Origin of the sequence: Streptococcus oralis, assembly GCF_015561235.1 — a bacterium.
Lineage (GTDB): Bacteria > Bacillota > Bacilli > Lactobacillales > Streptococcaceae > Streptococcus > Streptococcus oralis_BK.
This window is the reverse complement of the sequence record NZ_JADMTC010000003.1, coordinates 22,764-36,924: the sequence shown is the minus strand read 5'-3', so window position 1 is coordinate 36,924 and position 14,161 is coordinate 22,764. Positions and strand designations below refer to the sequence as shown.

13 protein-coding genes are annotated in these 14,161 nt (G+C 41.4%); 3 read left to right on the top strand and 10 right to left on the bottom strand.

What is annotated here, in order from left to right; all coding sequences use genetic code 11:
• Window position 1 precedes the first annotated feature (1 nt).
• The 5 genes from rsmA to I2H52_RS08415 form a co-directional block, all read right to left on the bottom strand.
• Entirely contained in the window at window positions 2-874 is an 873-nt protein-coding gene (gene rsmA / locus I2H52_RS08435; protein ID WP_045616495.1) for a 16S rRNA (adenine(1518)-N(6)/adenine(1519)-N(6))-dimethyltransferase RsmA, read from the bottom strand.
• Entirely contained in the window at window positions 871-1,206 is a 336-nt protein-coding gene (locus I2H52_RS08430) for a hypothetical protein (protein WP_009730697.1), read from the bottom strand. Before I2H52_RS08430 ends, rsmA begins: the two co-directional genes overlap by 4 nt.
• Window positions 1,207-1,399: 193 nt before the next feature.
• Window positions 1,400-2,254 (bottom strand): SDR family NAD(P)-dependent oxidoreductase, encoded by an 855-nt coding sequence (locus I2H52_RS08425; RefSeq protein WP_045616497.1) that lies wholly within the window; start codon window positions 2,252-2,254, stop codon window positions 1,400-1,402.
• 11 nt (window positions 2,255-2,265) lie between these two features.
• Window positions 2,266-2,829 carry a ribonuclease M5 gene (gene rnmV, locus I2H52_RS08420; RefSeq protein ID WP_045616499.1) on the bottom strand — a complete coding sequence of 188 codons (564 nt, stop codon included), beginning with the start codon at window positions 2,827-2,829 and terminating at the stop codon, window positions 2,266-2,268.
• Complete coding sequence (locus I2H52_RS08415) at window positions 2,829-3,602, bottom strand: TatD family hydrolase (RefSeq protein ID WP_045616500.1); 774 nt, start codon at window positions 3,600-3,602, stop codon at window positions 2,829-2,831. Before I2H52_RS08415 ends, rnmV begins: the two co-directional genes overlap by 1 nt.
• Window positions 3,603-3,751: 149 nt before the next feature.
• On the opposite strand from I2H52_RS08415, the gene I2H52_RS08410 reads away from it, so the two are divergent.
• A complete protein-coding gene (locus I2H52_RS08410) occupies window positions 3,752-5,596 on the top strand; it encodes an APC family permease (RefSeq protein WP_045616501.1) in 1,845 nt (614 codons plus the stop codon).
• A gap of 181 nt (window positions 5,597-5,777) precedes the next feature.
• Here the strand turns inward: I2H52_RS08410 and rpmH are convergent, their stop codons facing one another.
• Together rpmH and I2H52_RS08400 are read right to left on the bottom strand one after the other, a co-directional pair.
• Window positions 5,778-5,912, bottom strand: a complete 135-nt coding sequence (gene rpmH / locus I2H52_RS08405) for a 50S ribosomal protein L34 (protein WP_000831905.1) — start codon at window positions 5,910-5,912, stop codon at window positions 5,778-5,780.
• Window positions 5,913-6,055: 143 nt separating this feature from the next.
• Entirely contained in the window at window positions 6,056-7,270 is a 1,215-nt protein-coding gene (locus I2H52_RS08400; protein ID WP_195594996.1) for a pyridoxal phosphate-dependent aminotransferase, read from the bottom strand.
• A 246-nt stretch (window positions 7,271-7,516) separates the two neighbouring features.
• Here I2H52_RS08400 and I2H52_RS08395 point away from each other — a divergent pair, with 246 nt between their 5' ends.
• Window positions 7,517-7,969 (top strand): universal stress protein, encoded by a 453-nt coding sequence (locus I2H52_RS08395; RefSeq protein WP_000079164.1) that lies wholly within the window; start codon window positions 7,517-7,519, stop codon window positions 7,967-7,969.
• 120 nt (window positions 7,970-8,089) lie between these two features.
• Here the strand turns inward: I2H52_RS08395 and I2H52_RS08390 are convergent, their stop codons facing one another.
• Window positions 8,090-10,021, bottom strand: a complete 1,932-nt coding sequence (locus tag I2H52_RS08390) for a hypothetical protein (protein ID WP_007522428.1) — start codon at window positions 10,019-10,021, stop codon at window positions 8,090-8,092.
• Window positions 10,022-10,538: 517 nt separating this feature from the next.
• Window positions 10,539-11,933: a Cof-type HAD-IIB family hydrolase gene (locus I2H52_RS08385; protein ID WP_195594995.1), complete on the bottom strand. Its 1,395-nt coding sequence runs from the start codon at window positions 11,931-11,933 to the stop codon at window positions 10,539-10,541.
• Between the two features lie 65 nt (window positions 11,934-11,998).
• Between I2H52_RS08385 and I2H52_RS08380 the strand changes: the two genes are divergently transcribed.
• The gene (locus I2H52_RS08380) at window positions 11,999-12,961 is read left to right on the top strand and encodes an asparaginase (RefSeq protein WP_007519608.1); all 963 of its coding nucleotides are present in this window, start codon (window positions 11,999-12,001) and stop codon (window positions 12,959-12,961) included.
• Between the two features lie 52 nt (window positions 12,962-13,013).
• On the opposite strand, the gene ccpA is transcribed toward I2H52_RS08380, so the two are convergent.
• Window positions 13,014-14,024 carry a catabolite control protein A gene (gene ccpA, locus I2H52_RS08375; protein ID WP_001090635.1) on the bottom strand — a complete coding sequence of 337 codons (1,011 nt, stop codon included), beginning with the start codon at window positions 14,022-14,024 and terminating at the stop codon, window positions 13,014-13,016.
• Window positions 14,025-14,161 lie beyond the last annotated feature (137 nt).

Sequence of the window (14,161 nt, the reverse complement as noted above, 5' to 3'; positions counted from 1 at the left end):
CTTAGAATCCTTGTCCTTTAAGCGCATCTGCTAAACTAGCAAATTCTGCCAAGCTGAGAGCTTCTCCACGTACACTTGGTGGCAAACCTGCTTGATCCAAAGCCTTGGTCAATTTTTCCTTGACTTCCTCAGTCTTGCCAAAATAGCCTGTCAGGTTGTTCCACAAGGTCTTGCGACGATGGGTGAAACTAGCCTTGGAAACCTTAAAGAAGAAGTTCTCGTCTTCTACCGCAACCGCTGGCTCTGGACGGCGCACCATTTTCAAGATAGCTGAGTTCACATTTGGCGCTGGCACAAAGACCGTACGAGGCACGATAAAGGCAACCTTGGCTGTCATATAATACTGCACAGCAATCGACAAACTACCGTAAGCCTTGGTATTTGGCTGAGCGGAAATACGATCTGCCACTTCTTTCTGCATCATGACCACAAACTCGCTAAAAGGAATGCCACTTTCAATCAGGTGCATGAGGATAGGCGTCGTAATGTAGTAAGGTAAGTTGGCTACTACCTTGATTGGCAAATCAGGATTTTTGAAATTCTGGATATGCTGGGCCAAGTCAACTTTGAGAATATCCTCATTGACTACGGTCACATTGTCAAAATCACGCAAGGTATCTGCCAGGATTGGCACTAAACGGTGGTCAATCTCAAAAGCCATAACCTCAGCTGCGCGCTCAGCCAAAAACTCCGTCAAGGCACCAATCCCTGGTCCAATCTCGATGACATTGACCTGGTCATCAATTTCAGCCGTATCGACAATTTTTTGAAGGATATTGGTATCGGTCAAGAAATTTTGCCCGAAGGATTTTTTAAAGGTAAAACCGTGACGCTCCAGCACTGCCTTGGTCACGCTATAATCTGCAATTCTCATCTATTCTCTTTTCTGATATAATATGCTTCCGGGGTACTATGATAGAGCAAAACAAATAAGGGAGTCTCAGTAATTCCTTCCAACATCTCTTTTAAGATTGCATCTGGATGGATAATCTCTCGTGTTTTGGTGAAATAAACACCTTGTTCACCATTCCGATTACGGAGTTCCCAGGCCACATTGTTTCCTTGGACAGACGGTAAATAACGTCCCTTTTCTAGAAATTCAAAAAAATCTTTCACCGTCATGTCATCAGGAACTTCAAATTCCACCTCATGAGGCAGTACATCGTCCCCCATACACACAGAATCTCTATCAACTCGGATTTTCATTTCACTCTTTCCTTATAAGTTTCTATTTGAACACTATCAAAATAAATCTAAGTACCTCTATTGTAACACATTCCCTTTGTATTTTTGGGCTATCTGATTACTGTTATCACTTTTCAGAACTCTCCAAACAGATCTCGATATCTAAATTTCTTTCCACTACTGGAGTAAGCATAAAATTTATTTTTCTAATTCTTTATAGATTGTCTCTTGAAAAGGTTAGTTGTTCAAGCAAGGAATAGAGTTTTGCTTGCTCCTCTTCTTCGTAAGCAGATCTATTTGCTTTTACTTCCCTGCATTTCTCGTCATACAAAAAGCCCGCATAGCCATCTTCTGTAGATAAGGCTGTATAGACTTTCGCCATTTCTTCAGGACTAATCGAAAATCTCGACTTAATTTTATACAGATTTTTCATAAAAGCGCTGAGGTGATCATAGCGGCGCATATCAACTCTGACATTGGTCACACGGATTGCCTGAACCTTGATACCTTTCCAATGTTTCCGCATATAAAGCGTCAGCATCAACAAGGCCAGTTTATTCTGATAATAGGTCTTGGCAGGACTATAATGTTTTTGACCAGCTAAATTTTCAAAATCAAGCTTCATGAAAGGATAAAGCATCAGCCCTTGAGAAGAAATATTAATAATTCGACCACTTTTTGACTTTTCCAACAAGCCCTTTAACAAGGTAGAAAGTAAAAAGGGAGCAACCACATTGGTCACAAATTGCTTTTCTAATCCCTCCTTAGTCAGGATGGGCTTTTTGACTGACAAATCAAAGTCAGCCGCATTGTTAATCAGAACGTCTAGAACGTCTTCTTTTTGAATATACTGTTCCGCTGCTTTTCTGACACTCTTCATATCAGATAAATCAACCAAGATATAATCTACATGTGGATTTCCTGTCTGCTGACGAATTTCCTCACAAGCTTGCTCGGCAGCTTCTTTCCGTCTACAAAAGAGAGTTACCGACCAGCCCTTTTCAGCCAACTGTTTAGCAGACTGGTAGCCAATACCACTATTGCCACCCGTAATAATCACTTTTTTCATTTCTGACTCCGTTAGTCTGAATACTTAGCCATCACTTCTTCCACTTCTGCCAAGGTCACTCCAAATAACTCTAAACGCTTGAGAAGTTGCTTGCCGTTAGAATAGCCGATGCGGAGGCTTTCTCCTAGATACTCTCGGCGCTTACGACTGTCTGCTCCCGCTAGGAAACCTAGGCGAATCAAGTCACCACGACTGATGTCAAACTCGTTCTCGTTTTCAAATTGTTCTGTCACCTGAGCCAGCGCTGTTTTTAGATCTTCATAGCTGGCGTGTTCGATTCCCAGAGAACGTCCCTTGGATTTGGATTTGGGAACAGCCTCATCTCGCTTGAGAAAGGCATGCTGCACTGTTGGAATGGCCGTCATAATCATGCGACGAATGCGTTCACCATTAAAATCTGGATCGGTAAAGACAATGACTCCATGCAGTTCATGCAGGCGCTGAATCCGCTCTATATCCTGGTCATTTATTGCGGAACCTCGTGTTTCATAGGTCTCTACATCAAAGTAACGTTTGAGATTGGCCGTATCATCGCGACCTTCGACCACGATGACTTGGGAAATTTTTTCTTTCATCACTTGCTGTCCAATCCAAAGATACGCTCTGCATTTGCAGTCGTTACTGCTGCTAACTCCTCGGTCGCCATCCCACGCAAGTCGGCAATAAAGTCCACCACATAGCGTGTGTAGGCTGTTTTGTTTTCACGGCCACGTTTAGGAACAGGAGCCAGGTAGGGCGCATCCGTCTCTACCAAAATCTTGTCCAAAGGTAACTCTTTAGCTGCTTCTTGGATATCCGTCGCTTTCTTAAAAGTCACCACTCCTGAGAAAGAAATGGCCATACCAAGCTCGACAAACTTCTCAGCCCACTCCAAAGAACCTGAGAAGGAATGCATAATCCCACCACGAGGACCAACGCCCTCACTCTTGATAATCTCATAAGTATCTTCCAGCGCATCACGGGTATGGACCACAAAAGGCAAATTCAAATCCTTAGACAGCTGAATCTGACGACGAAAAACCTGCTCCTGCACTTCCTTAGGTGCTGTCATCCAATGGTAGTCCAGACCAATCTCACCTAAAGCAACAACCTTGTGATGTTTTAGTTTTTCAAGCAAGTAAGCTTCGACCTCATCTGTGTAAGTCCCTGCCTCCGTCGGATGCCAGCCAATAGTTGCGCAGAGCTGCTCATACTCATCTGCTAACTCTAGGGCTCGCTCAATGGTCGGTTTATCAAAACCAACAATATTCATCTGTGTCACACCCATCTCAGCAGCCAAGGCAATCTCTTCCTCCTCACGTCCTGCAAATTCTTCTACATTTAAATGTGTGTGCGTATCAAAAATCATCTCTTCTAACCTCATTCTTCCATCTATTATACCAAAAATAGCATTCCTCGGCTTGGAAAAATATCCAAAAACCAGTCATTCTCTCTTGACTGCCTTTTTTCAAAGCAGTATAATAACACTTATTGAAATTTTCATCAAAGGAAAAGAAAATGTTTAGAAAATTAAAATATACCTTTATCGGTCGACCACTCAAGTCTCTCACAGACGGCGAAGGGGGATTGTTGGGAAAAATGCAGGCACTTGCAATGTTATCCAGCGATGCCCTGTCTTCTATTGCCTATGGACCTGAACAAGTCATTCTCGTTTTAGTCAGTCTCTCTCCTCTCGCTATTTGGTGGAGCCTCCCTATCGGTATTTTTGTCCTCTTACTGCTCGCTAGTTTGACCATTTCCTATCGTCAAATCATCCACGCCTATCCTCAAGGTGGAGGAGCTTATATGGTCACTCGGGAAAATCTCTCTCCTGAACTAGGCTTGATTGCAGGGGGCAGCCTCCTTGTTGACTATATGCTGACAGTAGCCGTATCCGTTGCTTCTGGAGCTGATGCTATTACAGCAGCCATCCCTGCCCTCCATCCCTACAATCTTCATATCTCTATTTTCCTAGTCTGCCTGCTCATGCTCTTGAATTTAAGAGGCTTGAAAGAATCTGCCAGCTCTCTGATGATTCCCGTCTACCTCTTCATCTTCAGTACCGTCTTTCTCTTGCTTTATGGGTTCTTTCAACTATTTACAGGTTCCCTAAACTATCAGGCGACTTCAACCATTGGACAAACCGTTCCGAGCCTTTCCATCGTTCTCCTATTGAGAGCCTTTACCAGTGGCTCTGCCTCTCTGACAGGGGTTGAGGCTATTTCAAATGCGGTACCATTTTTCAAAACTCCGAAAGAAAAGAATGCTGCTCAGACCTTGACCATCATGTCGCTGATTTTGGGTTTTCTTTTTGCTGGTATCACCTTCCTAAACTACTGGATGGGAATCACTCCTCAACATGGTGAAACAATACTTTCGCAAATGGCCAAGGGCATTCTTGGTGATTCATTCTTTGGTCATGCTAGCTACTATCTTTTCCAGTTCTCAACAGCCTTGATTCTAGCTGTAGCAGCAAATACTGGCTTTTCAGCCTTCCCTATGCTGGCTTACAATATGGCTAAAAACAAGTACATGCCCCATCTCTTTATGGAAAAAGGGGATCGTCTTGGCTACTCCAACGGTATCTTAACTCTGGCTTTTGGAGCTATGATCCTTCTTCTCATTTTTAACGGGAATACTGAACGCTTGATTCCTCTTTATACTATCGGGGTCTTCGTTCCCTTTGCCCTTTCTCAGACTGGGATGATTCGCCATTGGAAAAAGGAAAAAGGAGCAAACTTCTTAAAACCTGCCTTTGCTAATATCCTAGGAGCCATCATTTGTTATGCTATTGTCCTCATTTTACTCCTCTTCAGACTGGGTGATATCTGGCCATTCTTCCCAATTATCCTAGTTTTAACTTTCCTCTTTTTGTCCATTCACAGCCATTACCAAAAAGTGGCAAAACAACTACGACTCTACGAAGGAATTGAAAAGCGCACTTATGACGGCAATCTTGTCCTTGTCCTAGTAGGAAATGTTACTCGAGTAAGTGTCGGAGCCATTAACTACGCTCAAAGCATCGGTGACGAAGTGTTAGCCATGCACATTTCTACTAAAGAAACGGCAGAAAAAGACCAAGAAATCCTCCAGGAATTTGCCGATTACTTCCCAAATATCACTCTGAAGAATATCAATACCAGCTACCGCGACATCATCACCCCTAGCGTTAAGTATGTCAAACGAATCGCCCAAGAAGCTAAGCAAAAAAACTACACCGTTACAGTCCTTGTCCCACAGTTTATCCCTAACAAGCCTTGGCAAAATATCCTGCACAATCAAATGAGCCTCAAACTAAAATACGCTCTCAGATGGCATGAAGACGTCGTTATTGCTAGCTACTCTTATCACTTAAAAGAATAAACAAAAACTCAAAATCAGTTACTTATATCTGGTTTTGAGTTTTTTGTATGTGACCTTTTAAACGAGCACTCCATGAATTTCATCTGAAATGACCGATTTCAAGGACAATGCACCCTTTAAGATAAAAAGAAAAGTCAGTAGACTCGAGTTCCTACTGACTTCTTTGTTGAATTCGTTTGGATTAAGCAGCCAAAACTTTGCGTCCTTTACGACGACGAGCTGCCAATACGCGACGACCGTTTTTAGTTGACATACGGTTACGGAATCCGTGTTTACGCGCACGACGAAGTTTACTTGGTTGATAAGTACGTTTCACGATGAATACCTCCTCATAGATTTTGTATTCGTTTAGCCGGCTATAAAGTGATCAGTTACTAAACATACTTTACTATTCTATCTGATTCTTACCTATTTGTCAATAGCTCTAAGGAAATGTTTCCTGCTTTTCCAATGAAAGCCTTATCTACGATACTGGCTCAAGAAACGTGTCATCTTTTCTTGGATTTGCGCTAATTCGTCCACACGAGGAAGGTAAACGATACGGAAATGGTCTGGTTCCTTCCAGTTAAAACCACGACCATGAACCAAGAGAACCTTTTCCTGCTTCAAGAAATCAAGAACGAACTGTTCATCATCATCGATGCGGTACATATTGCGGTCAATTTTAGGGAAGATATAAAGACCCGCCTTCGGCTTAACCGCAGACAAACCTGGGATATCTTGAATAGCATTGTAAATGAAGTTTCTTTGCTCATAGATCCGTCCACCAGGAAGGAGCAATTCATCCACTGACTGGTGCCCACCCAGTGATGTTTGTACGACTTGTTGGGCCAAAACGTTGGAGCAAAGGCGCATATTTGACAGCATATTGAGCCCTTCAATATATCCTTTGACATGTGTCTTAGGTCCAGACAAGACCATCCAACCTACACGGAAACCAGCGATACGGTGGGATTTTGACAGACCGTTCATGCTGACACAGAAGACATCTGGTGCCAAGCTCGCCACAGGCGTATGCACATGCCCATCCATGACCATGCGATCGTAAATTTCATCCGCAAAGATAATCAAATCATGCTGGCGCGCAATCTCGATAATCTCCAGCAAGAGTTCCTTAGGATAAAGGGACCCAGTTGGGTTGTTTGGATTGATAAGGACGATTGCCTTGGTATTAGAAGTAATTTTTGACTTGATATCGTCAATATCTGGGTACCATTCTGCAGCTTCATCACAGATATAGTGAACGGCATTTCCTCCAGCTAGACTGACAGCTGCTGTCCAGAGAGGATAGTCTGGCATAGGTACCAAGACCTCATCCCCATTGTCCAAAAGTCCCTGCATGGACATGACGATCAACTCACTGACACCATTTCCAAGGTAGATATCATCAATGTCCACATTGGGAAATTTCTTCAGTTGGCAATACTGCATGATAGCCTTACGGGCTGAGAAAATCCCTTTGGAGTCAGAATATCCTTCACTATCACGCGCATTCATAATCAAGTCATGAATGACCTCGTCTGGCGCTGTAAAGCCAAATTCTGCTGGATTTCCTGTATTCAGACGTAAAATCTTTTCTCCGTTTGCTCGCATACGCATGGCTTCTTCTAAAACAGGACCACGGATATCATAAGCAACATGCTCTAGCTTGCTAGATTTGTTAAATTCTTTCATCTTTTTTCCTCAATTCGTCAGGATAGTAACATTATACCACTAGAAAGTCGCTGCGACAAGCTTCCATAAACAAGGAAGCAAAAGAAAAAAACATTGACAAAGAGAATTCTCACCAATTTTCTTTTATTTATATATACGCATTAAGTCTATGACCAACAAACAATATGATTTAAAATATGATTTTTACTTTACTTCTTTAGTGAAAAGGGTTACAATAAAAGCAAGAAAATTTCAGGAGGTTTCATTATGGCACAACGTTACCAAAATGTTATGGTCGCAATTGATGGTTCTAAAGAAGCGGACTTGGCTTTCGTCAAGGGTGTTTACACTGCCCTACGCAATGAATCCAAGCTCACTATTGTCCATGTTATTGACACACGCGCTCTTCAAAGCGTATCTACCTTTGATGCTGAAGTTTACGAAGAACTCCAAGCTGATGCTGAAAGTATGATGAAAGAGTATGAAAAGCGTGCAAAAGATGCTGGTTTAACTGATATCCACATCGTCATCGAAATGGGAAATCCCAAAACTCTCCTCGCTCGGACGATTCCGGATGCAGAAAATGTTGACTTGATTTTAGTTGGTGCTACAGGTCTCAATGCCTTTGAACGCCTCTTAGTTGGTTCTTCATCTGAATATATTCTCCGCCATGCAAAAGTCGATTTGCTGGTCGTGAGAGAAAGTGAAAAAACATTGTAATCATAAAAAAAGGAGCTCTGTGCTCCTTTTTGCTTACTCACATTTGGTCACAAAAAGGCTTTAAACAATTGTTTAAAGCCTCTGTCGTATTTAGAAAGTATCCAATCCCAAAATATCGAATTATTTGTAACTGTAAGTCCAGTAGTATACACCATTCCCGTCTACAACTGTCGCTACTGCACCTTCAGTTATGTTAGGATCAAGAAGCAATTCTCTCAGACCGCTGTTAGCCCATTTCTTAACGACAACAGCTGCGTCTTCGTCACGACGGCCAACAAAACCTGAACTATCGTATTGACGTGAAATTTCGTTTACCTTAGGAAGTGCTTGGTTTTGATAAATATCTTCTGACCAAGTCAACTCTTTCAAACCATTGGCCTTACGAGTTTCATTGATTTTTGCGAATGCTTCTTTTGCTTTTGAAAGATAGTCATAGTTTGTATCGTTTGTTGCTTCAACACGGTAAACAAACTTCACATATCCAAATTCTACGTCACTGTATTTCTTGTCCTCAACACCACTCTTAAGGTTGGCAATCAAGATATAGTCCTTAGCATATGGGTTTTCTTTGGTCTTCTCAAAGATATCAGCATCTTCGATTTCCCATTCGACTTTGGCATCCCATCCTGCGTTATCAAGGAACTTAGGATTCATCTTTTCGATAACGTAGTTCTTGAACTCTTCAACATTCTTGAATGGCAATGGTTGACCAGCTTTGGCAGTAGTTACCAAGTTTGTTGAGTAAAGTTTTACGCTAGATTTTTGATCGCTGTACATGTACTCATCATCAGCAGTATTTTCGTGAAGTTTTGGATCAAGAGCTGGATCGTTTGGATCAGTCATACCTTGGAGTTTCCATTTTTGTCCAATCCACTTCCAGTACGCTGAATATCCTGTACGTTCTGAGTTAGATGGTACATAGTAGTAATGAGTGCTACCATCGAAGTAGTAGTTTTTATCATTTTTAAGGGCTTTATCACCTGGTTTTCCTGGTGGGTAAACCAATTTTGGCGTTTGTCCATTTGGTGCCCAAGCCAAGTGTTCCAAACCTTCAGCCGGTTTTTCGACATACGGAGGAATTTGATCTTCACTTGGTTTATCCGTTGTTGTCAAACCAGGAGTTTCTGGCACAGCAGGTGTTGTTGGAGTTTCTGGTTTTGGTTCTGCTGGTTGCTCTGGCTTCGGAGCAAATGGATCAAACTCACCTTCTGCACCACCAATTGGAGGATTTTCTGGCAAATCAAGACTTGGAGTTGTTGGTTGTTCCGGTTTTGGTTCAGCAGGTGTAGTAGGCTCATCAGGCTTATCTCCAGGCGCAGGTGTTGGAGTCTCTGGTTCTGCTGGAGTCGGAGTTGGAACTTCTGGTTGACTTGGTTGCGCTGGTTCAGCTGGTGTTGTTTCAACAGAAGCTTTTACTAGAACCCATTTACCATTTTGGTAATAGTAATAATCTCCATTATCCAAGACATAGTAATGATAACCATTTTCGTAACGGTAATGTGGATCATTCTCCAAGTTATTTGTAGAAGAATTGTTAGTGTTTGTCAATGGCTTCCATTCACCATCACGGTAAATGCGGTAGCTACCATCGTTCATACGGTAATAATGATTTCCATTCCAATAAAGGTAATTCTCATCTTTAGTTAAGTTAAAGTAATTATTCCAATAGTTATCCCAATTATGCCAATAGGTATATCTTGGGTAATATCCTGTAGTCCAGTTGTTATAGTTATTGAACCCCCAATTGTTGTATGAAGGATAATAGCTTTCATACCCATAATTATAGCTTGGAGAGTAGTTGTTATACCCATAATTATAGCTTGGAGAGTAGTTGTTATACCCATAATTACTTAAAGTATAGTAATATCTACGATTGCGATTGCTAGTACTACGATTAGTATTACGAGAAGATGAACGACGACTAGATGATGTATAGTATCTATTGTTACTATATCCGTTAGAAGCAGCGTGAGCTTCACTTGGCGTAAAGGCTGGAAGCATTGTTGCCACTGCTAAAATTGAACCTGCTAAATAGGTGTATTTTTTATTCATTTTAAACCTCTTAAGTCTTTAAATTGAAAAATAAAGAAAACATAAAATCTGGAGAGCAATTGTGCACAAATTATATAACAGAATCTCAATCCAACTTCAAAACAATAACCAACTTTTTAAATGCAACTTACCTATAGGCCTAAAATAGATATGTTAACTTCTTGTCTCCTTACAATAAAAGTTACCAAAGAGTTTTAAAGTAGTCTAAATCTGTTTATATTTATTCGCCCTCTAAATTGATTCTAACACACTAAGTTTCAAATATCAAATAATTTGACTCACCTTTTTTGATAAAAATCTACAAAAAATTATATATCATACTAAAATATATAATTTTTAGTCTTTTTTTGTAAATGAAATAATTGCTTATTCTCTTTCCGAAAATATTCAAAACGTTTTCATTTCGTTTTATTGTATAAAAAAGCTAATAATAATTAGTGATATATTCACAAAAGTTCGTTTTCTATTAATGTGGATTCAATAAAAACCTTTCTTGGTTTTTATCCCAAGAAAGGCTTCATGACTTATTTCTATTTCTTTCCTTATGTCGCTCATAAGCCTTAAGCTGACGTTGTAGCTCCTGTTTAATAGCAGGTTCTGGAGCATATTTTTCTTCCCAGTCATCTGGTTTTAAAATCTTGTGTGTAACTGGATCAAAATGAGCTTTTCCATCAGGGAAGACCTTCCCCATATTCGCTTCATGGACAATATCAAAAATACGTTCTGGATCCACTCCCATCAAAACAAAACTACCGTATGTGAAATACAGTGTGTCAATCAAAGCATCCACTTGACCGACCAGATTTTGCTTAGCAGGTGTCTTTTTCGCCACTTTCTCTGCCGCATTATCAAGTGCCTCATGCATGCTTGCAAGGGAGTTTTGAAATTCTTCCTCCGAAGAACTTGCTGCACGAACAAACTCCACTAATTCTTCAATTTTAAAGTCTGCGCGGTGGGTTGCACCTTCAGCATCCCATGCCTGTGGCTCTTCTTGAGTTCGTTCATCCATCATGTGGTGGAAGGTTTTGACCTTATTAAAGTGGTAGTCTCGACTGACAAACACTTTTTCTGAAGCCAAAACACCAAAGTGCTCGAGCGCCTTGTGGATACCATCTTGTTGATTACTTGCCGTAATATGCTTGGCAACTTCTTTGACACTGCTACTGCCATTTCCCATAGCAACCGACATACCAACACCCGCTAACATTTCCAGATCGTTGTCTGAATCACCAAAGGCCATGACTTGGTTGAGATCAAAGCCATATTCTTTCCCGACTCGGCGAATGCCTTCTAGTTTGGAATTTCCTTGGTTAATGATATCTGCTGCAAAAGGATTGCTTCGAGTTAATTTCAAATCTTCAAAATCACTTGCTGCCTTCTCAGATTCTTCTGGCGTCATCAGCATCAAAACTTGATAAATGGGTTGATTAATCAAGTTAAGCAGGTCGTCTTCCTTTTGAGGAACTGCCTTGCTGACCATTCGATTAAAGGAACGGCTAACGGTTCTTGTCAGAACAGTCGGAATAAAACGACTAACCAGTTGAGAAAAGGATCCGAGACCAAATGACATAATTTTCGAACCAACAACGGCATGCTCGGTTCCAAGAGCGATTTCTTTACGCTCCTTTTTAGCATAAGCAATCAGTTGACGCAGGCTTGACTTAGCAATCGGACTTGCAAAGAGTACCTTTTCTTTATTAAAAATGTATTGGCCATTGTAGGTAACCGCAAAATCCAAGTCCAAGTCTTCCATCAATTCCTTGACAAAAAACGGCCCTCGTCCTGTCGCTACTCCAACAAGTACCCCTTGCTCTTTGACAATCTTAATCGCGTCCTTAGTGGATTTCAAAACACTCTTACGATCGTTGACTAGCGTTCCATCGATATCAAAAAAAACAGCTTTGACTTCCATCCTATTCCATTCTCCCCTTTTGTGTTACAATGATTATACCACATTTCAGAAAGAGTGACTAAATCATGCCTAAGAAAATCCTTGTTTTACATACAGGTGGGACTATTTCCATGCAAGCAGACGCCACTGGTGCCGTTGTAACTAGTCAGGACAATCCCATGAACCATGTTTCCAATCCACTTGAAGGGATTGAGGTTCATGCCCTAGACTTTTTTAATCTGCCAAGCCCTCATATCAAACCCAAGCATATGCTTGCACTCTATCATAAGATTAAAGAGGAAGCTGATAACTACGATGGAGTTGTCATCACACATGGTACAGATACCTTAGAAGAAACAGCATACTTCCTTGATACCATGAAAATTCCTCCCATCCCCATCGTTCTAACAGGGGCCATGCGTAGTTCAAACGAACTTGGTAGCGATGGTGTTTACAACTATCTGAGCGCTTTGCGAGTTGCCAGCGATGATAAAGCAGCCGACAAGGGCGTTTTGGTCGTCATGAACGATGAGATCCACGCAGCCAAGTATGTTACCAAAACTCATACGACCAACGTCAGCACCTTTCAAACCCCAACACATGGACCACTTGGCCTCATCATGAAGCAAGAAATCCTCTACTTCAAAACGGCCGAACCTCGTGTCCGTTTTGATCTCGAGCATATTCAAGGTCTGGTTCCCATCATCTCAGCCTATGCAGGTATGACAGACGAGCTGATCGATATGTTAGACTTGGAACAACTGGATGGCCTAGTCATTCAGGCCTTTGGAGCAGGCAATGTTCCCAAAGAAACAGCTCAAAAGTTGGAAAATCTCCTCCAAAAAGGAATTCCAGTCGCCTTGGTCTCACGATGTTTTAATGGTATTGCTGAACCTGTCTACGCCTACCAAGGTGGAGGAGTGCAGTTGCAACGAGCTGGTGTTTTCTTTGTCAAAGAACTCAACGCTCAAAAAGCGCGCCTCAAATTATTAATTGCCCTTAATGCTGGACTAAAAGGACAAGCTTTGAAAGACTATATGGAAGGCTAATCCTCTTCTCTAGAACACAAAATCAGGAAATCTCACGATTCCCTGATTTTTTCTATTTACGTTTTCGTGTAGAGCGACGTTCTGTCAAACCATGAGGCAAGAGAACTTCACGTTCTTCCAACTCTTCCTTATGCATAATCTTCGTCAACATACGCATGCTGATAGCACCTAAGTCATAAAGAGGTTGGGCAATAGTTGTCAAGTTTGGACGAGTGAATCGTGCAATCTGAGAGTCATCTGTCGTAATGATTTCAAACTCTTCTGGCACAGACACACCGTGGTCAGCCAAACCATTCAACACACCCGCAGCCAATTCATCACCTGTTACAACTGCGGCTGTAGCTTGTGATGAAATCAAGCGTTCTGCCAAGGCATAGCCATCGTCATAGCTGTATTTTGATTCGAAGACCAAGCCCTCGCTATAAGAATGTCCAGCTTTTTTCAAGGCTTCCTTGTAACCGATCAAACGAACCTTGCCATTGATATCATCAACAAGTGGTCCACTCACAAAAGCAATCTTTTCGTTTTCTTTGAGAAGGTAGCTTACAGCATCAATCGTTGCTTGTTTGTAGTCGATATTGACACTTGGAAGTTGGTGTTCTACATCCACAGTACCAGCAAGAACAACCGGTGTCCGTGAACGAGAAAACTCTGAACGAATCTTTTCAGTCAAGTGATAGCCCATAAAGATAATCCCATCGACTTGTTTTGAAAAGAGAGTGTTGACCACTGAAACTTCCTTTTCATCATCCTCATCACTATTTGCTAGGACAATGTTATACTTGTACATTTCAGCAATGTCGTCAATCCCCTTAGCAAGTGTTGAGAAATAACCATTGGTAATGTTCGGAATCACAACTCCGACTGTCGTTGTTTTCTTGCTAGCTAAACCACGGGCTACCGCATTTGGTCGATAGTCCAAGCGATCAATCACTTCTAGGACTTTTTTTCGAGTGTTCTCTTTAACATTCTTGTTGCCATTAACGACACGGCTAACTGTTGCCATCGAAACTCCTGCTTCACGGGCGACGTCATAAATCGTTACTGTATCATCTGTGTTCATTCCGTTTCCTTTCTATAATGAAAATTTCGCTTTCACACATCTACTTACTCCATTTTATCACTTATTGTAAACACTTTCAAGTATTTTTAGGAGAAACTTTGAAAAAATTTCATTCTTCATTCTCATTTTGAAAAAGC

Bases quoted from the DNA above. Each gene is read 5' to 3' on its own strand.
- rsmA (WP_045616495.1), bottom strand. From the start codon at position 874: ATGAGAATTGCAGATTATAGCGTGACCAAGGCAGTGCTGGAGCGTCAC.
- I2H52_RS08430 (WP_009730697.1), bottom strand. From the start codon at position 1,206: ATGAAAATCCGAGTTGATAGAGATTCTGTGTGTATGGGGGACGATGTA.
- I2H52_RS08425 (WP_045616497.1), bottom strand. From the start codon at position 2,254: ATGAAAAAAGTGATTATTACGGGTGGCAATAGTGGTATTGGCTACCAG.
- rnmV (WP_045616499.1), bottom strand. From the start codon at position 2,829: ATGAAAGAAAAAATTTCCCAAGTCATCGTGGTCGAAGGTCGCGATGAT.
- I2H52_RS08415 (WP_045616500.1), bottom strand. From the start codon at position 3,602: ATGATTTTTGATACGCACACACATTTAAATGTAGAAGAATTTGCAGGA.
- I2H52_RS08410 (WP_045616501.1), top strand. From the start codon at position 3,752: ATGTTTAGAAAATTAAAATATACCTTTATCGGTCGACCACTCAAGTCT.
- I2H52_RS08400 (WP_195594996.1), bottom strand. From the start codon at position 7,270: ATGAAAGAATTTAACAAATCTAGCAAGCTAGAGCATGTTGCTTATGAT.
- I2H52_RS08395 (WP_000079164.1), top strand. From the start codon at position 7,517: ATGGCACAACGTTACCAAAATGTTATGGTCGCAATTGATGGTTCTAAA.
- I2H52_RS08390 (WP_007522428.1), bottom strand. From the start codon at position 10,021: ATGAATAAAAAATACACCTATTTAGCAGGTTCAATTTTAGCAGTGGCA.
- I2H52_RS08385 (WP_195594995.1), bottom strand. From the start codon at position 11,933: ATGGAAGTCAAAGCTGTTTTTTTTGATATCGATGGAACGCTAGTCAAC.
- I2H52_RS08380 (WP_007519608.1), top strand. From the start codon at position 11,999: ATGCCTAAGAAAATCCTTGTTTTACATACAGGTGGGACTATTTCCATG.
- ccpA (WP_001090635.1), bottom strand. From the start codon at position 14,024: ATGAACACAGATGATACAGTAACGATTTATGACGTCGCCCGTGAAGCA.